A 26,618-nucleotide genomic window follows, 5' to 3' on the forward strand; every position below is an offset into this window, starting at 1 on the left:
TTAACGTAGTCTGGTCTTGCTGGTGCTCCTCCTGTGTCACCAATATTTACAGCTTGATTTGTAAAAGAACTATTGAACCCAATTGATAATACCCCTACTAATGCAGTCCCAACAATAGCCAAACGAAATTTCTTCATTATTTTAACGCTCCCTTTTCCAATATATTTTTTTGAGCCTTATTATTCATATAAAAATATTTACTTGCCTTAACATGATCATCAAATTCATAAAATTTCAGTGCTAAAATTTCAGTGTATTCTTGAATACAATCCCATAATCTTTCTCTCTCAAAATAAGAAAGTCCTTCTAAAATTACATCTTCAATAATTGATACTGAAGATTTTCCATTGAGTTCTTTCAAAATTTTAAACCGATGTTGAAATTCTTTTTCTCCTAAATCAACACAAATATTTAAACCTTTTTCAACGATTGGATTCGCTAAATTATATTGTCCTAATTTGTAATGTTCACGTGCTTCTACAAATAAGGCTTTAAAGTGTTCTGGGTAGTTTTTGGTCACCTCAGATATATGACGAATTGCTAATTCTGAAAGATTTTGACTAGCATAAAGCCAAGCTAAATTATGCCGAACCATTAGCATATATTTTTTTTGATCTGCTTTTTGCAATACTTCCATAGCAGAATTAAAGTTTTCTTCCGCTAATTCATAGTGATCTATGTCTACACAACATAGTCCAAAAGCATTTTCACATAATCCTACTTTTATTTCATAGCCTGGATATTGTAAAAATGCTGCTTTTGCCCTATTCAAGTAATCTATTGCATGAACTTGGTCATATTTTTGATAATAGAAATTCCCCATCCGATAATTAAACTCCGCATGTTCTATCGGATCTGCAATATATTTCAATAACTTCTCAGCTTGCTCATACTGTTCTTTCGCTTCGTTATAATTTGAAATTAATGTGCAATGAAACCCTTTAAAAAAGTGATAGTAATAAGCTAGAAAACCTTCTGTTGGAATTTCGAAAGATTCCACTTTATCAAAACTATCTTCTCTAACCCCAATCCAATCCACTAATGCATCATACCTAAAATTCAACAACGCATGATAAAGTAATACATCCTGATTCACGTCCAACCCACTAATCTTACTTTCAATCTCCTCTTTCATTTCCGTAGCCTTCTCTATATTTTGCTGCAACATTACACGATACCAATCATCTAAAGAATGTTTCATTTGCTCCCGCGTTAATACATCTGCTCCCATAAACTCGCATCCCCTTTTCTCCAAAATTATAAAATTAGGATTTTTATACAATTATCAAAATTGTATATTACCACTCCTTTTCTATGCATTGAAAAATAATTATTAGAAAATTCTATATTTTAATTAATTATACCAAAGTTTTCCTTTTTGATAACTTGAGAAACAATTGTCAGAAAACTTACTAGGATAAATAAAAAAGCAAGCAGTTCCAGCACTCCGCTAAAACTACTTGCTCTCCTACTTACTATCTCTATTTTTACTCTTTAATAAATTCCTTCGTACTTCTCACTGTATCAATTGGACGAACTAATTTTTCAATTTCTTCACGTTTTGGCTCTAGGAATGGAGGTAAAGATAATTTTTCACCAAGTGTTTCGTATGGCTCATCTCCCATAAATCCTGGGCCATCTGTTGCGAATTCAAATAAAATTTGTGGTGCAACTCTTGCATATAATGATTCGAAGAAGTGACGGTTTACATATCCAGATGAAGGAAGTCCTACGCTACTGATTCTCTCAATCCATTCTTCTAATACAGCGCGATCTTCTACGCGGAATGCCGCATGGTGCACTGTACCAAAACCTTGTTGTGCTTCAGGAAGAACTGTATTATGTTCTACAATAACAGATGCACCGTTTCCGCCTTTGTTCACTTCAAATAAATAGAATTCCCCTTCTTGCGCAACCTCTTTAAATAATAGAACTTTTTCTAACACTTCTTTGAAGAAGCTAAAGTTTGCAATACGGATAAATACAGGTCCTAAACCAGTGATTGCATATTCTAATGGTACTGGCCCGTTTTGCCAAGGTGTACCTGATTCGATTCCTTTATCAAGTTCATCTGAGATTAATTGATAGTGTTGGTCATCAAAGTCAACGAAAGAAAGAGTTTTCTTACCAAATTGCTCTTTAATTCCTGTATGTTCTACTTCAAGACGGTCAAAGCGTTTCACCCAATACTCTAATGCTGCATCAGTCGGAACACGGAATGAAGTTTTTGAAATTTCATTTGTACCGTGTACTCCTTTCGGAACACCTGGGAAGTCAAAGAATGTCATATCTGTTCCTGCACTACCTTTATCATCTGCAAAGAATAAATGATACGTTTGAATGTCATCTTGGTTTACTGTTTTCTTAACTAAACGCATTCCTAAAACGTGAGTGAAAAACTCATAGTTTTTTTCTGCACTACTTGTAATCGCTGTAACGTGGTGAATTCCTTTTAATTGGTTCATTTTATATTCCTCCAATATTTTTTAATTTATATTTTCTCTCCTATTACTTCTCTTCAATAGGTGCTAAATTCGCTTCAATCTCTGCACGCTGATCTTCTAAGAACGGTGGTAAATCAAGTTTTTCTCCTAAATGTTCCACATCTCCATCAACTGTAAATCCTGGTCCATCTGTCGCAATTTCAAAAAGGATTCCGTTTGATTCACGGAAATATAAGCTTTTAAAGTAGAAACGGTCGATGATTCCTGAAGACTGGAAGCCTCTTTGTTTCACCTGTTCTTCCCAATAGGCAAGCTCTGCATCGTTTTTCACGCGAATTGCTAAATGGTGAATGCTCCCTCGGCCCGGCTTTTCAGTAGGTCCATCTAAATATTTCACAACGATTTCTCCAAAATCCTCTCCTTTAATGGATTGAAAAATTGCTTCCTCTTCGCTACGGCTAACCGCTGTATAACCGAACATCTCTGTAAGTGTACTCGACATTTTATCAAGTCTACGAACTGTCATTTCCACAGAACCCATTCCTTGAATTTGATGCTTTGCAGGAACTTCTGATTTCTCCCAAGTTTCCCAGTGCTCTACTTTTTCTCCGTTTGAAACGAGTAGTACTAAGCGAAGACCTTCAGCATCCTCAAATTGTAAAGCAGGACGATTTGCATATGTTGTCATTTCACTATGTTTCACATCAAAATTCTCAAATCGTTCTTTCCAGTAATGTAAGCTTTCCTCTGAAGGAACGAGTAATCCAATTCGAGTAATCGCATTCGTACCGCGATATGTTCTTCCTACTAATGGAATTTCAAAAAATGATAATTCCGTACCTGGACTTCCTGTTTTATCTCCATAAAATAAGTGGTACATTGACGGATCATCTTGATTTACTGTCATTTTCACACGACGTAAGCCAAGCACGTTTTTATAAAAGTGATTATTTTCATTTGCATTTTTCGTAACCATTGAAATGTGATGATGCCCTTTAATTTTATACATTGGTTATTCCTCCGTTTCGTTTTACTAGTCAAGTGATAACTAAAAAAATAATATTTCCCACAACTAATATGGTTTTTAGCTTTTCAATTTATTCTTAATTATGTTTTTGTAAATTCATCTTAGTTTTTACTGTATAAGTTACTTTGTTTTTTAATCGAAAACAACTGAGTGTATGTTTTTCATATGACTCAATCGCTTTCGTTACTATCACTTTACACCTCAAGTGATTGAAAAGCAAGTGAAAAATCTCGAATTCAAGATTTTTTTGTTAAATAACATTTAGGGTGTAAAATCTGATTATTTACGTAATTGACATTCTATTAAAACGCTCATTTACAGAAGAACATTATTCAAGTGAAGCCCTCTATAATTCAATTACAACTCCTTGAAAGCTTATGATACTATCCTGATCACACTTTTTATATTTAATGTTTTAAGGAAAAAAGCTATACTATAAGCGAAACTAAAAATCAGAAAGGAAATACCAGAACATGGAAAATTATATGCTATTTATCCTTACAGCACTCCTTATTATAATGATGCCTGGTCCCGGTTTTGCTTTAGTTACAAAAAACACTATCTCTCATGGTAGAAATGGTGGGATAAAGACCGTCTTAGGAACGGTATCTGGAATGATGATTCATACAATAATGGCTACACTAGGACTCTCTGCTATCTTAATGAAATTTGCTATGCTATTTACATTAATAAAATATGCTGGGGCATTTTATTTAATTTATTTAGCTGTAATGTCAATTAAAAGTGCCTTTTCTAAAAAAGAAGAGATGTCAGGTTCAGTGGAAATAAACTCTAAGGATATTGGAACGGTTAAAAGTTTTAGACAAGGGTTTACCACGGCAATCTTAAACCCAAAAACGGCTGTATTTTTCCTTAGTTTTCTACCCCAATTTATTGTGAGTAATCAAAGTCATTTCTTCCAATTTCTTTTGTTGGGATTCACATTTACGACTTTGACAGCAATATGGTATTTACTTTATATCTCTCTAATACGTCAATTAAGAACTTTTTTAAGAAAAGAAAAGGTGAACCGTACAATAGAGGGTATTACTGGCACAGTATTATTAGTATTTGGAGTTAGGCTATTTTTCCAAAAATAAATATGTAATAGAGAGAGTTTAAAACTTTCGGTTTTTCCAATAAATGAATCAATATAAAAAGTATGGCTTTCAAACAGTAAAAAAGTGAACAAACGGGTGTGTTTGCGGAATAAGCTTCAATAAAATAACCAAACTTTTTATAAAGAAGTGAATCGATTATATTAAAATTGATATAAAGGCGTTATCCTTTCCTATGATTTCTCAGAAAGAATAACGCCTTTTTCTTTTTAGAGGGTATTTTGTCTAGTTAGCTTGATAGCGATGTGGTTCTATCCCTTATAAAGTGAAACTTTAATTAGTGGGGGTTTTGTTCATCCCCCACTGATTATTAGTTGAACCAATCGGGCTTTTACGGACAGTTGATCCCCCACCTAACTTCTTTGCTTCCGCTGAATTTTGAGGTCGGGGTCTTACTGCCCGTTAATGCGGGATAAATGTTACAAAAACATTTATAATAGCTCTAACTTGCACAATGCTTCCCGTTAATATAATACGCTGACTCTGTGAAAACCGTAAATACAACCTCTACTTCTGGAAGTCCAAAATCCATTACATATGTAGTAATGGCCTTGGCAAATCGATTACGAATTTCCTGTCCACGCTCGAACCATTTCACTTCAATAAGAGGAAACGCTTCTATTTCTTCTCCATTGAATACATACGTAGAACTTGGTAGTTCCAACGTAAAATTATCCGTACCACACTCACAAATCTCTGCGAGCTCTTCTACTAATGGCTTGCTTATGTGTTTTAATTGTTCAGTAGTAATTCCACGAAACACAACATGCGGCATGTGAATCCCTCCTTTAGATAGTTTTATATTTGCTCACATCATAGCACAATTCTCCCACCTTTTAACAAAAATAAATGCTAAACAAGTTTCAACTCTTATTTTTAGGCCTGTTATACAGGCTGAAGCGATTCTAAGTATCTGCCATATTAAAGTTGATATGCTCCCATTCTAGTGGTGAGATATGTTTTAATCGTTCTTCGTTAACCCCATGCGTACTTCTTAACTATTTCATTTAATTTTTAATAAAGAAAACAGCCTCACTAAGCTTTTAGAACTTAATGAGGCCACTTTATTCACACTTTTAATTATGGAACGTCGGTTTATAGAACGAACGATTATCAAGTGCGAAGACACGCTCTGTGTATTCGCCTGGTTTTGTGCGTCCTAATGCGCGGTCCATCATGTTCATTTTTGCATCTAAGTTGTCGATGTAGTGCAGAATTTCTGCTTCTTTTACTAATGGTGGTTTTGGGCTACCCCATTCTGCTTTTCCGTGGTGAGAAAGGACGATGTGTTGAAGAATTAATACTTCTTCTGCATCGATGTTCAGCTCATCTGCTGCTTTACCAATTTCGTTCACCATGATAGAAATGTGGCCTAGTAAATTTCCTTCTAACGTATACGTTGTAGAAATTGGACCAGATAGTTCAATTACTTTACCAAGGTCATGTAAAATAACGCCTGCATATAGTAAGTCTTTATCTAATGATGGGTATAGATTTGAAATAGCTTTCGCTAAATCTAGCATTGATACAACGTGATAAGCTAGTCCAGATACGAACTCATGATGATTCTTTGTCGCTGCTGGATATTCTAAAAATTCATTTTGATGCTTATTTAATAAATGTCTTGTTAGACGCTGAATGTTCGGGTTTCTCATTTCAAATATGTATTGCGTAATTTTCTCAACCATATCTTCTTTTTTCACTGGTGCTTTTTCTACGAAATCCGAGATATCTGTTACTTCATTTTCATTCGCAACACGGATTTGTTTCACACGTAATTGAATACGTCCTTTGTAGTTTAAAATATCACCAGCTACTTTAACGATTGTTTCTGCTACATATTGTTTCTCAACTTCTGGTGATACGTCCCATAGCTTCGCTTCAATATCTCCACTTGGATCTTGTAAGATTACTGTTAAAAATGGCTTTCCATTACTTGCTAGACCTTTTGTCGCTGTTTTAATTAACAAGAAAACATCGACTTGTTCACCAACTTCATATTCTGCAATTTTCTTTTTCATTCGAATTCCTCCACCAAATCAGTTACTTTTAGTATAGCATATTACAACTCATTTTCTTTACGCTTATGTGTTAATTTTATAATCTGTTTTTCTGTAAAATACGCGAGTAAATGCGCATGACATGTAAAGAAGATGACTTGTCTATCTTTTGCGATTTCCTTTATTAGTTCAATCGTTCGATCCGTCCTTACCGCATCAAAGTGCACGAAACTATCATCAATAATAAATGGGTAATCATGTTCAAATGTTTTCGCAAGTGCAAATCTCAGCGATAAATATAACTGCTCCGCTGTCGCTTGGCTTAGTTCATGACTGTAAAAACGTATACCGTCGTTACGTTCAACAACGAACGGCTCCGCCTCTGACGGTGAAAAGATTTTACTATAGCGTCCGCCCGTTAAATAGACGAAATACTCTTCTGATTTTTGTAAAATACGAGGCAGATGCACTTCATGATAATATTGCTTCGTTTTCGTTAACACCGTTTTTGCGGCCGCATAAGCAGCCCATTTCTTCACTTGTTCACGCAATTGCGCTTTTTTCATTTCCCATTCATGCATTAAATCTCCGTACGTACTACCTTCTTCTAAATTCGCAATTTCCATACGATGTTTCGCGATGCGCTCTGTCAATTCTTTCTCTTGCGCCAGACAGTTTTGTACGACTGTAATTTCTCTCTTTAATTTCTCTTCATAACCGTCAGCTTCGTAATGTTCAGCTAATGATAAACTCTTTAAACGCTGTTCTAACAGATCAATTTGCGGTAATAAACGCACTACTTGTTTCTCAGCATCTTCACGTTTTTCCGCCAGTTTACCCGCTTCTAAAAACATCTCTTCATCTGTAGTCTCTGCAATATTCCATAATGCATTTCGTTCTACTAACAGTTGTTTCAATTGTTCTTGCATAAACTCATATTCTTCTTGCCATTCCGCCAGTTTTTCTTTTAACTGCTTACAAGTTTGGCGCTTCTCTTTCTCATTTTGCATACGACTTTGTGCCCCGTGTAGCTTACTATACTCCGCACTACCGATAACAGCTTCTAGTTTCTGTTCAAAATGCGAAATCATTTCATATAATGAAGATTTTCGCGTGCCTTGTTTTTCTAACTCCCGATATAATTGCTGCATTTTTTCAATACGCTCAAACGCTGGCAATATGTGTGCATACGTATAAAATTCTGGGAACATATAGCGCGTTTTATATGCATCTACTTGTTCTCCCGCCTGGAACGTTTCTCTCTCCCATTCCTCATACGATGAAACGACTTTATCATAAGCTCGCTCCATTTGCTGCAATTTATAAGACTCACGCTCAAATAGCTTCCGAATCTCTTCATCTTTTTCTAACTGATAGCGCACAGACAGCGCTTCTTCACTTTGTCTCCCGCCAGCACTTTGCTGAAGAGTAAGAAGCTCTTCTTGTAATCCACTTGACGGATCTTTATATAAAACAAGGGCAAGAACAATCCCTACAAAAACAATAACACTAATAAATAAGAGCGGGCGGTTATCAATAAATAAACTCGTGAATAAAACAAGCGTGTTAATAAGAAGTAACAGAAGACAAACTCTTTGCCACTGCTTTTTCTTTTGCATAGCTGCTCCTGCTTTTTCCTCATACTTGCGCTTCATTCTCTCTGCGCCCATACCGATAAACGCCGCATCTTGGAACGATTTCTCTTTCTCAACTAACGTATTTCGCTCTTCATCAACTAACATTTGTTTCTGAATCTGTCTTATATTTTCTTCTTGTTCTTCTAATTGCTCTTGCGCTACTTTAAAACGATCATCAAGCTGTGCTTTTTGCGTTTCTAATTCACGTGCCTTTTGCACGGTTTGCGTAATTAATTCTTTCGTTGCCAAACTCATGTCAAACGCAAGAACCGCTTCCTTTTCAAAAGTAGCACCAATTTGCTGTTCTAGTTCTGCAATTTCTTTTTTTATATTCGCAATACTTCCTGTCATATCACGCATTTCTTGGCGTGCATTTTCGTAAGACATATGTTGCATACGAAGTTCTTCTACATAACTTTCTTTTTGTAAAAACTCTTCATCTATTTGAATCGAGGCAATTTCCGATTGCACTGTCTCGATTTTCTTATGGAGCGAATCAACTTGTAACTGAAGCGGCTCCATCTTCGCCTTAATCGCTTCATAGCGCGCCATTCCGTTTACAGGAAACTGCCCGCTCTCATTTTCTAACACTTTCTCATGCGCACGCTTTTCAATAACGAGGGGCTCAAGCGCTGCTAATATTTCATAATCTTGCTTTCGCTTTTCTGCATTCTCTTTTTCCACGCGAACAGAAGCAAGCTTCTCTTCACTTTCTTTTAACTGCTCCACTTGTTTTTCATACGTGCCAATTTTTCCTTGCCACTCTTTCATCTTCTCTTCAAGCTTCTTCATCTCTTGCAGTGACACGTTAATTTCCGGTTTACGCCCACTCGGTTTAAAACGCTGATCCATTTCTTTTTCTAGCTTTTTATCTAACTGTAATAGCGCATCGCTTCCGACTGCACTTGCTGAAAATAAATAATTGCCAATATCTGCTTCGCCGAGCTGATGAATATTTTGAAGACCATGCATATCAAATGAAAAGACCGATTCAAATAAACTTTCATTCATCCCGCTTAATATATCGTTTAAAATTTCCTCGCCGCCCGTTTTCCCGTCTTCAAAATAAACGGTCACCTCGCCAGCTGCCGTCTTTGGCAATCGTTCAATTTTCAAACGGCCGTACTGCTCTGTTTGTACAGTCATCGTACCGCCATACTTCCCGCCTTCTTTCGGCTCATAACGGCGCTGTCCTCTCGTCGGAAAACCGAACAGAATACTTTTCATAAACGAGCGAATTGTCGATTTCCCCGCTTCATTTTCACCGTATAGCACCGTCAGCAAGGAAAGATCCATTTCCACATTTTCTAATTTTCCGTACCCATAAATATGGAGTTTTTCAATTCTCATTTTTTATCCCTCTCTTGCTGGAATAATTGCTCTAAAATAATATTTTCTGCTTCCTTTTGAATCTCTTTCTTCTCGTCTTCTGTAAAAGATTCAATACTATTACGCGCTACAGGAGATGTCCAAATGGTGCGCAACACGCCGTCCATATTTGTGAAAGCTTCTAGCTCCTTTAGCACACTACCGACGAAATGATTTTCCGCTTTCAAACGTTCGATTTCCGCAAAAGAAACCGTCTCATTTTTCCACTTCATTGCATATACGAAATCTTTTCGCTCTTCGCCAGATGCTAAAATGTGAAAAATCTCTTCCACACGCTTTTCGTCACGCAAATAAGGAGAAAGTGGGCCCTGCCCTATGAATACGACAGTTAAAAGCGTCCCTTCCTCTTCTCTTCGGCAATCATTCATCGCAGTTGACATGCTCGTCATAAGTTCATCAACAGTTTCAAGTCCATCAATACAAACCTCGATCTCATCCCATACAACATCTGCCGTATGGAAAAATGAACAGTGCGTTCCTTGTTTCGTAAGTTCAATAAGGTACGCACCCTTCTCGCCTGTTTCCTTACGATGACGACCTTGTATATTCCCTGGATAAATAATGTATGGCTCTTCTGATAAAATTTCACGTTTATGTATATGGCCAAGAGCCCAATAATCAAACTGTTTTTCTTTCAATTCACGAATTTGAAACGGTGCATAGCGATTATGCTCTGCATCTCCTTCCACACTTCCGTGAAGCATGCCAATATGAAAAGGCGCATCACTCATTTTCGTATACTGCGCTGTCATATTATCCGTTACCGCTTGCTGCAAATAACTAAACCCATAAATAGAAGCTAATAGCTCACCATTTTTATAAAATGATTTCTCTTCTACATAAGGATCGGTAAACACATGAACATTTTCCGGAAACTCAATTGCTGCCCAGCTTCCCCCTAAATGATCATGGTTACCGTGAATAATAAAAACAGGGATATCGTACTGCGAAAGTCTCTTCATTTGCTCACGCACAAACACTTGCGCCCTCAAACTTCTCGTCTCCGCATCATACAAATCCCCAGCTAGTAATACGAAATCAACGCGCTCTTGAATCGCTTTATCAACAATACGCTCAAATGATTCAAACGTACTTTGCTTCATTCTCTCCCAAACAGACTGCGCCACATTCATCTCCATCCCTTTAAACGGACTATCCAAATGCAAATCAGCCGCATGTATAAACTTTACTTGTTTCACAAATAACGATCCTTTCTATCTTTCAAAAGTTTCATTTTATTAAAATTAACATCGCTGAAAACTAATAATCATCGAGAATAAAAATATTCTCGATGATTAAAGTTTCATTCTATTTTACCACGCAATGTCATATATTTCTTTGCATATTGTAGCATTTTATGTCAAAATAATTATAAGATTCTGATTTTAATTATTGGAGGGAATTTTCATGGGAGTATACGTTCTAACAGTCTTTGAAAAAGATGGTTCAAAAGCATTAGACGAATCATTCGAGGCGGCAACTGAAAAAGAAGCAAAAGCAAAAGGTGAATCTATCTTACAAGAAAAAGGATTGTATGAAAAAACACATCGCTGTACATCTACTGCAGGTAAGCTCGTTTTATTCCAGCGCTAAAAAAAAGAAGCGTCATCCGCTTCTTTTTCACTCTACTATATCTTCGTCACACCACGTAAACACCACATCTAGAATGCGATTACCGATACGTACGCGTTTATTCCATTTACCTGTTTGGATCTGATGTTGCAATTCAGCTTTCATCTTTTCCGTCCAGTCGTGAATCGTTTCACTACCGTCGTACGGATATACGCCTGGAAACTCTTCCTGCAGTAGATGCAAGCTCTCTGCATCAAAATGAAAATGGAAGAAGTAGTTTGCTGTAAGCGATGGTTCTTGCAATCGTAAAAAATGATCATCAATTTGCTTTCTATTTCTATAGAAAGTAAAGATATTCACTTTACCGCTCGTAATTTGGTCAATTTGAATTTCGTGCTTCTCTATAATCACGTCTTGCCCACCTCGTTGTATACTATCTTTAGTATATATGTCTTTTGCAACAAAGTTAACCATTTTCGCGCGAAATTCATTTCCTTCATTATAATTCCTGTTCCTCCAAGTATAATCAGGACAAATAAAAACAAAGTTGAAGGGGAGCGATCACATGTATTTCGGAAGCAAAGGTTGGTATGTAAAAGAACTTAAAAAATTAGGTATTCGTACTTATGAAGGTAAAAAACTAGAATCTTATCGTACGCATGTGTTATCTAGTTTACTTGAGAGAATGAAGAAGGCTTCGGCTTAATAGAAAAACACCTCCCGAATTCGCATACTAAGTATGCAAATTCAATGGAGGTGTTTTTATCAGTTTTCATAAAAGATTTTTTGCTTCCGCTGGAACGGATACGTTTTAATCTCAGCTGTATCTAAATTTTCATTGAATAAATGAATGGCTATAATTTGTCTACAATCGTAAGTATGGTAATAATATGTTCCAGACTCCATACACATTGCACTTGTATAGATAGTATTATCTAATATACCGTCTTCTGTTATTACTGCCCCCTTAGGAACCTCACAATTTGATAAGATATGAAAAATAGCCGATATCCCCTCTTCTTCGTTCTCTATACCTTGAATGTTTTGTTTGCCATATGCTGCCCGCACGAATCTTGATGGCGGGGTGAAATCTCCAGGAAGTCCCATCGATCCGGAACCTTGGCCAAAAGCACTTAATGGTACGTCTCCCCACTCGGTTGGTGCAAATGGCTGCGATTTAAGTCCAATATATTGTCTTAAATTTTGTAAATGCCAATTAAACTCCGGGCTATTAGTCATCACTCCTATTGGATTGTCATACATTTTTATTCCATCAGTTGTCGGCTCAAGTACAATACACTCTCCCCATTTATCTGCTAAAATCCAATGTAGTGGCGGAGTAATCCCTAAAACTGGTAATGGTACATCTATAAGGGAAATGTTATCAACAGATTTTTTTAACTCTTCAACAGAATTAAACTGCGTCAAGCTCCAAGCCACAAAATCAAATGGTGCTAAATTCGTTTTATGGTCATCTATGCTGTTACTATAAGTAGCGAATCCCGGGAAATAGAGAGTGGCACATGTCATACCAGCTTCATTTACTCCGTCCGCCATAATGACCCTTCCTTCATGATTAATTCCCATTCCGACAACAGCCTTTTTCGCTCGGATCGTTTCACCAGTTATATTGTTCCACTGATAACGCCGAGGAATGATTATTACTTCCTGATTCATATCTAATGTGAAATCCATTGTTCTCGCAAAAAGATGCTGGAAATTTTTTGTTTGTAACGTCAAACTAGTACACATGAAGAAATCCCCCCATTTTATAGTTATATACACATTTTATAAAATTCTGATAAATACGTAAATTAAAAAACCTATTTATCACTAACAAAATAACCACCCAAACCAAAAATGCTATAATAAAACCCAATCAAACTAAGGGGGCAAATTACTTTGCTTGGAACATGCATTCAATTTCATAAGTTTGGCAATCCAAAAGACGTATTACAAGTTGAATATAAAAATATAGAACCACTGAAAGATAATGAAGTTTTCGTTCGTATGCTAGTTAGACCGATTAATCCATCTGACTTAATTCCAATAACGGGGGCATACGCTCATAGAATCCCTTTGCCTAACATACCTGGCTATGAAGGTGTTGGTATTGTAGAAGATGTTGGCGCAGGCGTTACTCGAGACCTTATCGGTAAACGTGTTTTACCGTTACGCGGAGAAGGTACTTGGCAAGAGTATGTGAAGACGTCAGCTGATTTTGTAGTCCCTATCCCTGATTCCATCGATGATTTTACAGCGGCGCAAATGTATATTAACCCTCTTACGGCGTGGGTTACTTGTACAGAAACGTTAAACTTACAACGTAATGACGTTTTATTAGTGAATGCTTGTGGATCTGCTATTGGACATCTATTTGCGCAGTTATCACAAATTTTAAACTTCCAATTCATTGCCGTTACAAGAAATAATAAGCATACAGAAGAATTACTACGCCTTGGTGCTGCATATGTAATTGATACTTCCACTGCCCCGCTTTATGAAACAGTTATGGAATTAACAAACGGCAGAGGTGCAGATGCTGCGATTGATTCTATCGGGGGGCCGGCTGGAAATGAATTAGCTTTCTCCTTACGTCCAAACGGGCATTTTTTAACGATCGGTCTTCTATCAGGAATACAAGTGAACTGGGCCGAGATTGTCACGAAAGCAAAAGTACACGCAAACATATTTCATTTACGACATTGGAATAATGAAGTGTCACCATATAAATGGCAAGAAACGTTTCGTCACTTAATTCGTTTAGTAGAAAATAAGCAATTACGTTTTATGAAAGTACATTCTACATATGACTTAGCGGATGTGAAAACAGCAGTTGATGTTGTGCAGTCCGCTGAGAAAACGAAAGGGTAACTAACTGTTACGATTTATTTAACCAATTATAACGAAAGTTAATTAAATATATCAGTAAGCCCTGCTAGTCAAGTGATTGGCTAGTAGTGAGGGTTAACTGCGGGCAATCCCTAAAGCTGATTGAACTACAACGTGGCTAGAAATAGTGAGCGTGAATGTCGCGAAAGCAGAAAAAATCAATCAGATCGTGCAAGGTTAAATCCTAAACACTAGAACAATGGGTCTTCCGCCTCGAATCATCTAAGTCAAAATGGATAAGATGAACGTTCAACGACTATCTCGTATAACTGACGAGAGTACATCACAAGCCTATGGTGGTGGAAAAATCCTCTATCTCTAAGTAGATAAACATATAGTCTGCGCTCATGTGAAAACATGAGAAGTTCATAAGAGAACTGGCTAAGGAATTGCGCCCTTAGTTGAACAAGATAAATTTTATTGAATCTATCAAACTTTATTGATTTTATCGAACGTACGTGCTATGTTTGGTTCGATGAGGTGAGAATAATAATGAAATTTTCACGAGTTAGTCAAGTATCGGAATTAACAGGTTTGCATCCGAGTGGTCTCAGGAGAATGCTGGTGGAACACGCTACGATTCAGAAGAACAAATCTTTCATTAAAGGAGTTACATTCTGATGATATTGGCGAAGAAAGTTAGACTGATTCCAACGCCTGAACAAGAAAAAGTGCTTAGAAACCATGCTGGTGCTGCAAGATTTGCTTATAACTATTGTAAAAGAATGAGTGATAGATATTATAAGCTATTTGGAAAATCTGTTTCACAGTTAGCTTTACAGAAACGATTTACAAAGATCAAGAAGCGAAAGAAATATGAGTGGTTAAAAGACATTAATGCACAAGTTCCTAAACAGGCTTCAAGAGATTTTGATGCGGCGAGAAAACATTCGTTCAAAAAGTACAAAAATGGTTATCACACTTCTTATAAATCCAAAAAAGATTTAATCCAAGGATTTTATGCTAATTATGAAAGACTGATTATAGGAAAGAAAGTAGTTCACATTCAGTCTATTGGAGAAGTGAAAACAAGCCAACAACTACCAAGAAATAAAAAACCATCCAATCCAAGAGTTACCTTTGATGGTCGTCACTGGTGGATTAGTGTAGGGTTCCAAGAAGACTTTGAATTACAAGAACTAACGAATGAGTCGATTGGTGTGGATGTTGGTTTAAAAGAGCTTTTTGTAGCTTCTAATGGTATGAAAGAACGAAATATAAACAAAGATGCCAAGGTTAAAAAACTTTTGAAAAGGAAAAAGTCAGCACAAAGAGATATGTCTAGGAGATTTAAAAAAGGTGCAAAAATTCAATCTGCCGGATATGAAAAAGCGAAAGCTGAGCACCTGCGATTATCTAGGAAAATTACGAATATCCGAACTAACCATATCCATCAAGCAACAGCTAAATTGGTGAAAACCAAACCAATGAGGATTGTTGTGGAAGACTTATCTATCTCAAACCTGTTAAAAAACAAAAAACTATCGAAATCATTTTCATTTCAAAAATTAAACTTCTTCTTTCAATGTTTATCATACAAGTGCGAGAAGTATGGCATTGCGTATGTAAAAGCTGATAAATGGTTCGCTTCAAGCAAGATTTGTTCATGTTGCGGCGTAAAATACGACCATTCAGTTCAACCAGAAGGACAGTGGAGTTTAAAAATACGTGAGTGGTGTTGTGTTTCATGTAATAGCCATCACGATAGGGATGTAAATGCTGCGATAAATTTATCAAGATGGGTAAAATAAATGCTTGATAATAGGAGGTAACGATACTGCCTCGTGTGGAGTGTTATACCCCTCGTCCCTTTGGGGCTGCGAGAACACTTTGAAGCACTAACTTGTGTAAATTTGATTGAATTGTATAGATTTAGTTAAGTTTATCGTATCGGAAAGTGTTTTTGACGAGTTATTAAATGCAAAAGAAGAAGTCTTTTGCATTTACCTTTTAAATAGACTAGATAGTACGTTTAGCAGTCTATAATTGTAATTTTTTGGTACAATTATATTGAAAGGTGAAAGGAGCTTCTAACATGTGGTTAATTTCGGAAATTTGGCCTGTTATACTAGTCGGGGGGATTGTAGTATTTGTAATAAAAAGACTGGAACATAAATATAAGCATGGCAAATTGGGTAAGAAAAAATCAAAAGAGGCTCAACTGTTATTAGATAGTTTCATACCTATAGGAATGCTTTTTGGCTGTATAATCGGTTTGATTTTCGGCATGTTTTTCCCAGATTTCTCACTGCTTTCCATTAGTTTAGGATCCGGAATAGGCTATTTATTTGGTTTTTTTGCCTATGAAATTTATAGCAAGACAGGAAACAATTTTTGTTAATCCAAAAGGAATAAGCGGGACAGTACATAGTAATCATATAAAATATGTAACTGTCCTTTATTTTTGCATCAATGTTATCAATTTTTCTTCCACATCCTATACGCCTTTTTTATTGATTTTTCTCCCCTCTTTCTTTCGCATATTCGCTTTTTTGTTTTTCTCGGCTCTATACCCAAAGTAAAGTATCGCACATGTAGTAATAGAACCTACAATGTATCCTAAAAAGCCTCCTAACCAAAACATAATATAAATTGCCCCCAATCCATTATAAATTTTATGTAACAGACATCTGTAAAACGTTCTCGGTACCTCCGTTTTTTATTACAGATTGGAAAATCCCCTTAACCATTCCATCTATGAACACTCTGTCTTCTCTATTTTGATTATTATCTATAAAGTTATTTATACCACTAATTCTTCCATTATCTCAAATAACAATTTTATTATAAAATTCGCACTTACGTTACATATATGTAGCATTACTGTTTCTTTTTCATTTAGCCCTTAAAACTGTTCTATAATTTGAACGAGTTCGCTCTTTTGTACGAAATACCATTTATGCTACTGGCACTTCTATTTTTCTAAGAAATACAATCCCATTCTTTTTACTTTTACAACTTAAAAACAAAAAACCCCCTCAAAGCATGAACTTCAAGGGGTGAGCCTGTTTTTTATTTACTTATATACGTACAGCTGTACCACTGACAGCTACCATTAACATTCCATCACGAACAACCTCGTAATCTACGTCAATACCAACGATAGCGTTCGCACCTTTTTGTTTTGCAAGTTCTTTCATTTCGCCCATTGCGATATCACGAGCTTCTTTAAGCTTACTTTCATAAGAACCAGCACGACCACCGACAACATCACGAACAGAAGCGAATAAATCGCGGACAATGTTTGCACCCATAATAGCTTCACCATTTACAATATCAATATACTCAATAATCTCTTTACCTTGAATTCCAGAAGTTGTTGTTACAATCATGACTGACACTCTCCTAATAAGTTGTAGTTTTGATAAGCTTTCTTATGACTTTATTATGACATGGAAAAAGTATCTAATCTATTGAATTACCTTACAGGAATGTGACAGTTTTGTAATAATAAAACGCGCATTATGTTCCATTTGAATAAAGCGCTTTAATATTGGGATACATAAACGATTCTCTATTTTCTTTCCAATCTTTTTCTACTTCTTTAAAAGTTGGTCGTCCTAATTCTTTATTATTTTCATGTTTACTAAACCACTTTTTCACATACTGGTCTCCATTTTTATTTTGAACTGTACAAAGGAAGCTATTACTGCTATCCTTTAATATTTTTACAATCACGAAAAGGCACCTCTTCCCTTTTAAATAACATGATAGAACTTGATCTTTTACTATAAGCCCTTCCTCTCTTATAGTCATACGACTCCTCGGCCGCGCCAAAGTTGTAAGATCAAAAAAACGATATTCACTATGTTTATATTTTGCATAATTGATATGTGAAGTAAATATTATTTAAAGAAATCAGAGTTATAAGCATTATGCTTATCAAATATTTTATAAATTTCTAACTTATCATCTAATGTTGCATCTACTAAAATTAATATATTTCCATCGTAAATATATTCTTCATACTTTTTAGCATGTTCTTCTGGAATTCCTAATCCTATAAATGCTCCTATTAAACTTCCAGCTCCTCCGCCAATACCAGCTCCACCAATAGCTGCTGCGATTGGTCCTGCTGCTACAATTGGACCCATTCCAGAAATGGCAAGTATACCAAGGCCAGTTAATAAACCACCTAGTCCCCCTGCTACTCCTCCTGCTACAAGCCCTGTCGCTGAAAAGATATCTGCTTTATGTGCAGTTTCATTCTTAACTTTTTCACCCGATTTTTCTTCCAGGTGTTCAATTTCCTTTTGATCTTTTGCAATAGCTGAAATGTTATCTGCTGGGTATCCTTTATCATTTAATTCATTAATAACGAGTGCCGCATCATCAATTGTTCTAAAAACACCTACTATTTTTCTATCTACATTCATAACTATTAACCTCCTAAAGTTTTATATAATGTATCTTTATTTTTCTTCATTTCTGTATACACTAACCTTCTTATTAACATAACCATTTACGAAAAATGCGAATAGTAAAAGCACTACAAGTGAACTACTTAACAAGTAAATTAAATCAAATGTAATATCAATCATCATTTCATTCATGTATACCAGGCTCCTTTTTATTTAAAGTAAAAGTATATTTTGATAGACTAATCTACTAAACATAGACATCTTACAATTCATCTTCAGTCAATCTCTTTATAGTATATGTATACCCTTCCTAACTCTTTCTAAACGTAAAAAACTTTAATTATATTTTTCTTATTTATACGTTTAACATCTTCTAAAACGGGTATGTTTATATTGTTATGCTCACTATATGGAAAGGAATATTACGATGAACGCCATTCACTCTACTACTATTTCTTATAATGAAACACCTACAATAACTCAGATTCATCATTTTTATGCTTTAATGACAACATTTCAAGCTAATTTGTTTATAAGTAAACATGGAACAATGACATCAATCAAAAATTTAAGCACTCTAGTATCCTTTTTCCTTACTGTAAAAAAGAAAGATCTTGTATTATTTATTTTTGAAGGAATAGATGCAAAAAAAGCTTTAAGAACACTCTTTCCTTCTTAGAATGTTTGTTATCCTCTATTCCCCCGTTTACTACCTTTCATATATGTTTTTATATTTCAAAATGATTTCCTCTATGAAAAAAGAACCCCCTAATACAGTAGGGGGATTTCTAGTTTGGCCTTATGAAAACTGATATAATATATATTACGTTTTTTATTCTTTAAAATAGAAAACTTTTAATAATCTTGAAGGTAGGAATTTTTGATGAAATCGAAAGCAAAATTTAGTATTCGTTACAAAATTATGGCTGGTTATTTAGTTATCATTTTGTTCTTGCTTATTTCTTTCATTATGTTAAACAATGGGATTTCCAGTTTACAAAAATCTCGTAATTTTATTATTGATCACGATTTTAAAGTTCTTAATTTAACGAATCAAGTGGAGAAAGATTTACTAACAATTGAAAATAAAGCGAAAGGATTTATCACTTCTAATGATGCAAATTACGTTCAATCCCTTAACGCTGCAGAAAAGGATTACGAAAAACATTATCAAGATCTTTTTTCTTTATTAGAGGATAACCCCTCTCAGCAAGAAAAATTAAAACAGATTAACGAAAACATTACTAGTTGGATTAATAAAGAGATTCACCCACTCATTACAAATAATAATAGTAATAATGTACAAACAATCGACACGACTCAAATTCAGTCATTACAGTCGCAGCTAACTAACTTCCGTAGCACTGAGGAGCAACTAACGAAAAAAAGAGCTGCACAATTAGATATTGAAAATAATAAATTAGAGATTTGGTTATACAGTTTATTGTTCTTACTTTCTTGTATTTCCATTATCGTTTCACTCTATATTTCGAATTCCATTACAAAAACGATTAAAAATGTAATTCAAGCTATTAAATCCATTTCTTCCAAAGAAAAAATTACGGAAAGAATTCATGTAAATACACATGATGAAATAAAAGATCTTGCTCATACAACAAATCACCTACTAGACGAAATATCGAAAAGAGAGTGGTTACAAACTGAGCTTGCAGAATTAATTTTAATGTATCAAGGTGTATCTTCTATTGAGATGTTAGGTAAAAAAATTCTGAGTGGAATTATACAAAAAACGCAAACTTCTTGCGGTGCATTTTATGTTCGTGAAGAAATTGAAGACACTGTCTACTATGTGAAGAAAGCTTCTTTCGCCGGTCAAGGTTCTGATGTCGGAAAAAAATCCATTAAAATGGGTGAAGGTTTAATTGGGCAATGTGCTTTAGAAAAACAAATCTTTATTCTTCGAGAAATACCAGAAGAATTTCGTTATGTCACTAGCGGCCTATTAGAAATACGCCCTCAAAACCTACTAGTCATCCCTATCTTATTTGAAGATGAAGTAATTGCAGTAATGGAGTTAGTAAGTGTAACTGAGATTTCAGACTTGCATCAAGATTTAATTCAACAAACTGTTGATAATCTAGGTTTGACAATCCATAGTATTATGGGACGTATGCGAATTCAAACTCTTTTACATGAATCACAAGCAATGACAGAAGAGCTGCAAGTTCAATCAGAAGAATTACAAACGCAAGCTGAAGAACTACAAATGCAAGCGGAAGAATTACGAACAACGAATGAACAATTAGAGTCTAGAACGGAAGAAGCTGAACAAAAGACAGCTGACTTACAAATTACTAAATTAGAATTAGAAGAAAAAGCAAGCGAGTTGTTACGCAGCTCAAAATACAAATCAGAGTTCCTAGCAAATATGTCACATGAATTACGCACACCATTAAATAGTATTTTACTATTATCTGAAATGTTAAGAGAAAATCATGATAATCATTTATCGGATGATGAAATTGAACTAGCAACTGTCATTCATTCATCAGGGAAAGACTTACTTACTTTAATTAATGACATACTAGATTTATCTAAAGTAGAAGCAGGCAAACTAGACATCATTTTTGAAGCAACGAACATAAGTGACATGGCAGCCAATATGCATCAAAACTTTTTACATATAGCTGCACAAAAAAATGTCGAATTTACTATTGAAGACAGTGATACGATTCCAGATCTGTTTTATACAGATGCAAAACGGATTGAACAAATTATTAAAAACTTATTATCTAATGCATTTAAATTCACAGAAAAAGGATCCGTCTCTTTACATTTCAATCCGATAGAAACAACCAATTTGAGTCATGATATGCAATCTATAAGTAAAGAGTGGATTACAATTTCAGTAAAAGATACTGGTATTGGTATCGCTAAAGAACAGCATCAACTTATTTTCGAAGCCTTTCAACAGGCAGATGGAGCAACAATTCGGAAATATGGTGGTACAGGCTTAGGATTATCTATTTGTAAAGAATTTGCTAGATTGTTAGGTGGTTGGATTACGTTAGAGAGTCATGTAGGAGAAGGCAGTACTTTCACTGTATATATTCCTAACCTTCCAAATGGATTACATGATATACAGTTATCCAATTTAGAAGTTGCAGCAACGATAGAAGATGTTATTCCTGCTGAAGTTGTGGAAGAGACTATCGTGACTCCAGAAACAAATAACGTCTTCCAAGAGAAAACTATTTTAATTGTCGATGATGATCACCGAAATATATTTGCATTACAAAATGCATTAAAAAAACAACATGCCAACATTATTACTGCACAAAATGGTATAGAATGTTTAGAAATACTAAAAAGCAATACAAATATTGACCTTATTTTAATGGATATTATGATGCCTAATATGGACGGGTATGAAACGATGGAAAATATCCGAATGAACTTAGGGTTACATGAAATACCTATTATCGCATTAACTGCTAAAGCAATGCCAAATGATAAGGAAAAATGTTTATCTGCTGGCGCTTCAGATTATATAAGTAAACCATTAAATTTACATCAACTCTATTCGGTAATGAGTGTATGGTTAATAAAATAAGTGAGGTTTAGTTGGAGTGGAAAATAAGTATTATAATTTTGATCCATCAGTAGATACGGATAAGCGTACGAACTTAGAAATTGAATTACTATTAGAAGCGGTATTTAAACTATCAGGATTTGATTTTCGCCAATATGCTCGCACATCTATTTATAGAAGGATTTGCAATAGAATGCAGCTCTCTAATATCCCTACCATTTCAAAATTAATTGAAAAAGTAATTCATGAAGAAGGGTTTTTAGAACAGTTATTAAATGATTTCTCCATTAATGTAACTGAGATGTTCCGTAATCCTGCTTTTTTTAAAGCGCTAAGAGAGCATGTTATTCCTGAATTGAAAAAACATCCTGAAATTAGAATTTGGCATGCTGGATGCGCAACTGGTGAAGAAGTATTATCAATGTCCATCTTACTTCACGAAGAAGGATTAAGTGAAAAGGCTGTTATTTATGCAACAGATATGAATACAAATGTGTTAGAAAAAGCAAAACAAGGCATACTTTCATTAAATAAAATGCAAACTTACACGAAAAACTATTTACAAGCTGGCGGTACACAAGCATTTTCTAACTATTATTCGACGGATAGTCGTTTTGCTTATTTCAATCCATCACTTTTACAAAACATTATTTTTGCACAGCATAATTTAGTAACCGATCAATCTTTTAACGAGTTTCATATTATACTTTGTCGTAACGTTTTAATTTACTTTACAAGTAAACTTCAAAACCAAGTGCAGCAACTATTTTATGAAAGTTTAAGTCACAATGGATTTCTATGTTTAGGGAATAAAGAAACTCTTCGTTTTTCAGATATAATGCCGCATTATACCCAATTTAATCCTAGCGAACAAATTTATCAAAAAATACAATAAAGTGAAACTTTAATCAGATGGGGGGGATTCCCCACTGATTATCAGCCCTCACCAATCGGGCGTTTACGGACAGTTGATCTCCCACCTGCCTTCTTTGCTTCAGACTAAATTTTTTGGTGGGAGTCTTACTGCCCGTTAATGCGGGATAAAAAGCGTATGAAATCCTCTGTTTGGATTTCATACGCTTTTTATTTTGCATTCGTTTGTATCATAATTAGGCACATATCATCTGATTGTGCTTTCTTCTGTTCTCCCTTATAAAACCCTTCTATCTCGCCTTCTAAATCTCCCCATTTTCTTTCTGTAAAAGTACGTAATTTCTCTTCAGCCTCAAATTCATCATTTGCAATTGCTTCAAGAACACCATCTGTAAACAATACGATTTGAGCGTTCTTCTCAAAAGGTATAACTGTCTTTTCAACTTTTATTTCATCAAAAAATCCTACCGCACAACTCCCGCGATTTAGTTCAACCATATTTGTTTCATCAACTAAAACGTATCCAGAAGGATGCCCTGCATTTACATATTCAATCGTTCTCTTTTCTGTATCTACTACTAAATATATCGCTGTAAAATAATATGGAATATCGTCATTCTCATTATGTAAAAGAGTCATATATTTATTTAAGTCTTTAATGACAAGTTCTGGATCGATTAAAGATTTAATCGTTTCACGTAATACAGACGAAATAAACATACAAACTAATGAAGCAGATATACCATGTCCCATCACGTCTAATAATATAATACCGTAGCGGTTTTCATCGATTTTATACCAATAATACATATCTCCAGCTAATTTAAATGAAGGTAAGTAACTTGCTTCAATTTTTATATAATCTTCTCTTAATGGGCTACTTAATAAGTTTCTTTGTACTTGCGTAGCTAAATCTAGTTCATTCCGAAGATTTTCTTCTTGTTCTTTATGCCAATTTAATTCTGATTTTAAGCGTAATGCTACACGCATACGTGCTAATAGTTCAACTTTATTTATAGGTTTCGTAATATAATCCATTGCCCCCATATCAAGAGCTTCGGCCAATTTATTGGCATCCTCTAAAGCTGTAACAAAAATAATAGGGATATCTTTAAACTTCTCCTCTTTTTGTAATCGCCTACAAACTTCAAGTCCATCAATTTCAGGCATCATAATATCTAATAGTATTAAGTCAATTTCATTATGCCTGGAAGAATCTTTTCCAAACTGTATGTATTCGAAGAGCTCTTGTGCAGAATTGAGCGATACAAGATCATGATATCCGGCTTGTTTTAAAATTTTCTCAATTACAAATATGTTAACCGGATTATCATCAACAATTAAAATGGACACAAGTTATTTCCCCTTTTCTTATTTAAAATGTAAATCTATTATCATTTTCTATTTTTCTAGTATTACATACTCAGTTACAAAATGAAAATTTCGTACTCAAACATATTTATACAACAAAAGAACAAACCCCTAGAAATAGGAATTTGTTCTTTCACTGTATAAATTTCTACTTTTAATTTAACACCATTGCTTTATCATTTAAAAGACGATCTAATTCTTCCATATGATTTGTTTCATCTGCAATCATATCTTCTAGTTTTACAACTAACTCTGTCATATTTAATTTCGCTGCCTGTTCTTTTCTCGTTTCATAACGCTTAATTGTTTCATATTCTGATTGTCTAGCGGATTCTAACATTTCTCTAACATCTTCTACTTGTTTCACTGGTAAAGGGATCGTAGTAGGTGTACCACCTAACGTCTTAATTTTCTCCGCTAAATATAGGGCATGTCCTTGTTCATCACTAATTTCAGATTCAAAGAAAGGTTTCAATACTTGTCTATATATACCAGAAACTGTAGCTGCATTATGGTTATACATAATAATTGCTGAGTATTCTCCTGCTAAATCTTCATTCAATCCTTCGATTAGTTCTTTCACATCGTGTGACATTTTTATATCTCCTCCTATACTTAATAAGTACCCCTTTCCTCATGTTTTAAACATAATTATTTAAAATTTTTATGTATCTAAAAATGCAGCTTGCTTCAATTTACTTATCGCTTGTCTTTTAATACGAGAAACGTGCATTTGCGAAATACCTAACCGTTCTCCTGTATCTTTTTGATTTAAATTTTCTCCAAATATATAATGAATAACACTCTTTTCCGTATCATTTAATACGTTAAAAATATCCTCTAAAACGAGACGTCTTTCTGTCTGTTCATATCCTTGCTCTACTTCACCTACAGATTCAATTCTCGCTACCGAACTTCCATCAGATGAATTTTCAACTACATCATCTAAGGAAGATACTCGATAATTATTTTTCGCATCCATAATCTCTAGAACTTCCTCTTCCGATAGTCCTAAATGATTTGCAATTTCTATTATCTTCGGTGAACGTTGCAGGTGATCTGTTAACTCCTCTATCGCAAGTTTAATTTTCCCGCCTAAATCTTTAATTCGCCTTGGAACATGAATACCCCAAGTTTTATCACGTAAATACTTCTTTATTTCGCCTACTATTGTAGGTATTGCAAACGGCTCAAAAGCATTCCCTATCGAATAATCATACCTTCTTATTGCGCCTAAGAGCCCTAACATCCCTACTTGTATAATATCCTCATGCATCGGCCCGCCTTTTGAATAGCGATATGCAATGGAATATACGAGATTTTTATAATGATCAACTAACCTTTCCTGCGCTTCATTACATTGGTTTTGTTGGAATTCTGCAATTAGCTTAATAACGTCTTCTTTAGTAAGAGTTGTAGGTTGAGATTGGATTTCCATCATTCTCCACCTGCTCTCTTTGTATATATTTTGTCATTAAAACTGTCATGCCCTCATCATGCATGATTTGTATATCATCCATTAACGTATTGATTAAATATAAACCTAAACCATTTTCCGGCAAATGTTCTACTGGTTTATTAATATCATACGGACCGACTTTACTTTTTAAGCTACTGAAATCAAAGCTAACTCCATTATCCGCAGCCATAATTTCTAATCGATCTTCATATAGACCAAAGACAATTGTAATTTCTCCAACGTCTTCTTTATATGCATGTTGTACAATGTTTGTACATGCTTCACTAATAGCAATTTTCATATCTTCTATATCGTCATAAGCAAAGCCCATTCGATTCGCAACACCAGCCATTGTTAAACGAATAATAGCCACATATTCTGCTTTTGCAGGAATTTTCATTTCTATCTTTTCAAATCTCTCCATCATCCCTAGTCACCTTCTTTCTACTTTTTCAAAATCGGAATTCAAATTTAATATTTCTGTTAGCCCTGTAATATCAAATAATCTTTTTAGCCTTTTAGATACACCAATAAACTCTAGCTTCCCATCATTTTTCTTAACTGCTTTTAATAAAGCTATAAAAACTCCTAAGCCTGTACTATCCATATAATCTACGTTATGAAAATCTACTACAATATGAACCTCTTTTTCATTTGCAATAGGCATAATCTTATTTTTTAAATCTGATGCCGTATACGCATCAATCTCACCAGTAAGTTGTACCGTATAACCTAATTCATTTTGCAAGATGTTAATTTTCAAATTCATCATTTCCGCCCCCTCATCTCAAACTTTTACTATTTAATTACCCATAAAAATTAGTTTTAAACATATTTTTTAATTTTAATTATAAATAAATTTTCTACACCTTTCCCAGCTTACTGCTTAAAAATTACTACCAAATGTTTAAACCTTATAAAT

Annotated in this window: 30 protein-coding genes; 10 read left to right on the plus strand and 20 right to left on the minus strand. The window is 34.8% G+C overall.

Going from position 1 to position 26,618, the window contains the following annotated elements; genetic code table 11:
- The 4 genes from MR167_RS13940 to MR167_RS13955 all read right to left on the minus strand — a co-directional run.
- Positions 1-137, minus strand: a 137-nt coding sequence (locus tag MR167_RS13940) for a Phr family secreted Rap phosphatase inhibitor (protein WP_242314859.1), incomplete at its 3' end; no start/stop codon positions are given.
- A complete protein-coding gene (locus MR167_RS13945; protein ID WP_242314836.1) occupies positions 137-1,231 on the minus strand; it encodes a response regulator aspartate phosphatase in 1,095 nt (364 codons plus the stop codon). The genes MR167_RS13945 and MR167_RS13940, both read right to left, overlap by 1 nt.
- A gap of 256 nt (positions 1,232-1,487) precedes the next feature.
- The gene (locus MR167_RS13950; RefSeq protein WP_001072577.1) at positions 1,488-2,465 is read right to left on the minus strand and encodes a ring-cleaving dioxygenase; all 978 of its coding nucleotides are present in this window, start codon (positions 2,463-2,465) and stop codon (positions 1,488-1,490) included.
- Between the two features lie 43 nt (positions 2,466-2,508).
- On the minus strand, positions 2,509-3,453 hold the full coding sequence (locus MR167_RS13955) for a ring-cleaving dioxygenase (protein WP_000276686.1): 945 nt from the start codon (positions 3,451-3,453) through the stop codon (positions 2,509-2,511).
- A 491-nt stretch (positions 3,454-3,944) separates the two neighbouring features.
- On the opposite strand from MR167_RS13955, the gene MR167_RS13960 reads away from it, so the two are divergent.
- Complete coding sequence (locus tag MR167_RS13960; RefSeq protein WP_098901770.1) at positions 3,945-4,571, plus strand: LysE family translocator; 627 nt, start codon at positions 3,945-3,947, stop codon at positions 4,569-4,571.
- A gap of 460 nt (positions 4,572-5,031) precedes the next feature.
- On the opposite strand, the gene MR167_RS13965 is transcribed toward MR167_RS13960, so the two are convergent.
- The 4 genes from MR167_RS13965 to MR167_RS13980 all read right to left on the minus strand — a co-directional run bounded on the left by MR167_RS13965 (position 5,032) and on the right by MR167_RS13980 (position 10,814).
- Positions 5,032-5,364 (minus strand): DUF1904 family protein, encoded by a 333-nt coding sequence (locus MR167_RS13965; protein WP_001120959.1) that lies wholly within the window; start codon positions 5,362-5,364, stop codon positions 5,032-5,034.
- 301 nt (positions 5,365-5,665) lie between these two features.
- On the minus strand, positions 5,666-6,610 hold the full coding sequence (gene yhaM / locus MR167_RS13970; RefSeq protein WP_000726650.1) for a 3'-5' exoribonuclease YhaM: 945 nt from the start codon (positions 6,608-6,610) through the stop codon (positions 5,666-5,668).
- Between the two features lie 41 nt (positions 6,611-6,651).
- Positions 6,652-9,576, minus strand: a complete 2,925-nt coding sequence (locus MR167_RS13975; protein ID WP_242314838.1) for an ATP-binding protein — start codon at positions 9,574-9,576, stop codon at positions 6,652-6,654.
- Positions 9,573-10,814 carry a metallophosphoesterase family protein gene (locus tag MR167_RS13980; protein ID WP_086397003.1) on the minus strand — a complete coding sequence of 414 codons (1,242 nt, stop codon included), beginning with the start codon at positions 10,812-10,814 and terminating at the stop codon, positions 9,573-9,575. The genes MR167_RS13975 and MR167_RS13980 overlap by 4 nt, the downstream gene beginning before the upstream one ends.
- 208 nt (positions 10,815-11,022) lie before the next feature.
- Here MR167_RS13980 and MR167_RS13985 point away from each other — a divergent pair, with 208 nt between their 5' ends.
- Positions 11,023-11,208 carry a YhzD family protein gene (locus MR167_RS13985; RefSeq protein WP_000539552.1) on the plus strand — a complete coding sequence of 62 codons (186 nt, stop codon included), beginning with the start codon at positions 11,023-11,025 and terminating at the stop codon, positions 11,206-11,208.
- Positions 11,209-11,235: 27 nt separating this feature from the next.
- Here the strand turns inward: MR167_RS13985 and MR167_RS13990 are convergent, their stop codons facing one another.
- A complete protein-coding gene (locus MR167_RS13990; RefSeq protein ID WP_000582776.1) occupies positions 11,236-11,598 on the minus strand; it encodes a hypothetical protein in 363 nt (120 codons plus the stop codon).
- Positions 11,599-11,752: 154 nt separating this feature from the next.
- Between MR167_RS13990 and MR167_RS13995 the strand changes: the two genes are divergently transcribed.
- The gene (locus tag MR167_RS13995) at positions 11,753-11,893 is read left to right on the plus strand and encodes a YflJ family protein (RefSeq protein ID WP_000273536.1); all 141 of its coding nucleotides are present in this window, start codon (positions 11,753-11,755) and stop codon (positions 11,891-11,893) included.
- Positions 11,894-11,952: 59 nt separating this feature from the next.
- Here MR167_RS13995 and MR167_RS14000 read toward each other — a convergent pair whose 3' ends face one another.
- On the minus strand, positions 11,953-12,939 hold the full coding sequence (locus MR167_RS14000; protein WP_000337589.1) for a choloylglycine hydrolase family protein: 987 nt from the start codon (positions 12,937-12,939) through the stop codon (positions 11,953-11,955).
- Positions 12,940-13,089: 150 nt separating this feature from the next.
- On the opposite strand from MR167_RS14000, the gene MR167_RS14005 reads away from it, so the two are divergent.
- From MR167_RS14005 to MR167_RS14015, 4 genes are all read left to right on the plus strand, one after another.
- Positions 13,090-14,061: a zinc-dependent alcohol dehydrogenase family protein gene (locus MR167_RS14005; protein WP_242314840.1), complete on the plus strand. Its 972-nt coding sequence runs from the start codon at positions 13,090-13,092 to the stop codon at positions 14,059-14,061.
- Between the two features lie 510 nt (positions 14,062-14,571).
- Positions 14,572-14,700 (plus strand): hypothetical protein, encoded by a 129-nt coding sequence (locus tag MR167_RS32955; RefSeq protein WP_000672782.1) that lies wholly within the window; start codon positions 14,572-14,574, stop codon positions 14,698-14,700.
- On the plus strand, positions 14,700-15,830 hold the full coding sequence (locus MR167_RS14010; RefSeq protein ID WP_242314842.1) for an RNA-guided endonuclease InsQ/TnpB family protein: 1,131 nt from the start codon (positions 14,700-14,702) through the stop codon (positions 15,828-15,830). Before MR167_RS32955 ends, MR167_RS14010 begins: the two co-directional genes overlap by 1 nt.
- Before the next feature lie 284 nt (positions 15,831-16,114).
- Entirely contained in the window at positions 16,115-16,420 is a 306-nt protein-coding gene (locus MR167_RS14015; RefSeq protein WP_000266264.1) for a hypothetical protein, read from the plus strand.
- Between the two features lie 96 nt (positions 16,421-16,516).
- Here the strand turns inward: MR167_RS14015 and MR167_RS14020 are convergent, their stop codons facing one another.
- The 5 genes from MR167_RS14020 to MR167_RS14040 all read right to left on the minus strand — a co-directional run bounded on the left by MR167_RS14020 (position 16,517) and on the right by MR167_RS14040 (position 18,632).
- On the minus strand, positions 16,517-16,663 hold the full coding sequence (locus tag MR167_RS14020) for a hypothetical protein (RefSeq protein ID WP_000498641.1): 147 nt from the start codon (positions 16,661-16,663) through the stop codon (positions 16,517-16,519).
- A gap of 436 nt (positions 16,664-17,099) precedes the next feature.
- Complete coding sequence (locus MR167_RS14025; protein ID WP_000637513.1) at positions 17,100-17,411, minus strand: YbjQ family protein; 312 nt, start codon at positions 17,409-17,411, stop codon at positions 17,100-17,102.
- 130 nt (positions 17,412-17,541) lie between these two features.
- Entirely contained in the window at positions 17,542-17,757 is a 216-nt protein-coding gene (locus tag MR167_RS14030; protein WP_003276970.1) for a DUF4028 family protein, read from the minus strand.
- A gap of 167 nt (positions 17,758-17,924) precedes the next feature.
- Positions 17,925-18,455: a general stress protein gene (locus tag MR167_RS14035; RefSeq protein WP_001100085.1), complete on the minus strand. Its 531-nt coding sequence runs from the start codon at positions 18,453-18,455 to the stop codon at positions 17,925-17,927.
- 36 nt (positions 18,456-18,491) lie between these two features.
- Positions 18,492-18,632 carry a hypothetical protein gene (locus tag MR167_RS14040; protein ID WP_001004568.1) on the minus strand — a complete coding sequence of 47 codons (141 nt, stop codon included), beginning with the start codon at positions 18,630-18,632 and terminating at the stop codon, positions 18,492-18,494.
- A 235-nt stretch (positions 18,633-18,867) separates the two neighbouring features.
- Between MR167_RS14040 and MR167_RS14045 the strand changes: the two genes are divergently transcribed.
- The 3 genes from MR167_RS14045 to MR167_RS14055 all read left to right on the plus strand — a co-directional run bounded on the left by MR167_RS14045 (position 18,868) and on the right by MR167_RS14055 (position 22,888).
- Positions 18,868-19,119, plus strand: a complete 252-nt coding sequence (locus tag MR167_RS14045; protein ID WP_000991351.1) for a hypothetical protein — start codon at positions 18,868-18,870, stop codon at positions 19,117-19,119.
- Between the two features lie 204 nt (positions 19,120-19,323).
- On the plus strand, positions 19,324-22,014 hold the full coding sequence (locus MR167_RS14050; protein WP_242314844.1) for an ATP-binding protein: 2,691 nt from the start codon (positions 19,324-19,326) through the stop codon (positions 22,012-22,014).
- 16 nt (positions 22,015-22,030) lie between these two features.
- Positions 22,031-22,888, plus strand: a complete 858-nt coding sequence (locus MR167_RS14055) for a CheR family methyltransferase (protein ID WP_000429058.1) — start codon at positions 22,031-22,033, stop codon at positions 22,886-22,888.
- Positions 22,889-23,076: 188 nt separating this feature from the next.
- Here MR167_RS14055 and MR167_RS14060 read toward each other — a convergent pair whose 3' ends face one another.
- The 5 genes from MR167_RS14060 to MR167_RS14080 all read right to left on the minus strand — a co-directional run bounded on the left by MR167_RS14060 (position 23,077) and on the right by MR167_RS14080 (position 26,468).
- On the minus strand, positions 23,077-24,219 hold the full coding sequence (locus MR167_RS14060) for a fused response regulator/phosphatase (protein WP_000025523.1): 1,143 nt from the start codon (positions 24,217-24,219) through the stop codon (positions 23,077-23,079).
- Between the two features lie 172 nt (positions 24,220-24,391).
- On the minus strand, positions 24,392-24,832 hold the full coding sequence (locus MR167_RS14065; RefSeq protein WP_000017755.1) for a ferritin-like domain-containing protein: 441 nt from the start codon (positions 24,830-24,832) through the stop codon (positions 24,392-24,394).
- A 69-nt stretch (positions 24,833-24,901) separates the two neighbouring features.
- The gene (gene sigB, locus MR167_RS14070; RefSeq protein ID WP_002083014.1) at positions 24,902-25,678 is read right to left on the minus strand and encodes an RNA polymerase sigma factor SigB; all 777 of its coding nucleotides are present in this window, start codon (positions 25,676-25,678) and stop codon (positions 24,902-24,904) included.
- Positions 25,641-26,123, minus strand: coding sequence for an anti-sigma B factor RsbW (gene rsbW / locus MR167_RS14075; RefSeq protein ID WP_000970581.1), 483 nt, complete (start codon positions 26,121-26,123; stop codon positions 25,641-25,643). Before rsbW ends, sigB begins: the two co-directional genes overlap by 38 nt.
- 6 nt (positions 26,124-26,129) lie before the next feature.
- Complete coding sequence (locus MR167_RS14080) at positions 26,130-26,468, minus strand: STAS domain-containing protein (RefSeq protein WP_003276977.1); 339 nt, start codon at positions 26,466-26,468, stop codon at positions 26,130-26,132.
- Positions 26,469-26,618 lie beyond the last annotated feature (150 nt).

It is taken from the genome of Bacillus cereus group sp. BfR-BA-01355, assembly GCF_022663675.1.
Classification (GTDB): Bacteria; Bacillota; Bacilli; order Bacillales; family Bacillaceae_G; genus Bacillus_A; species Bacillus_A thuringiensis_S.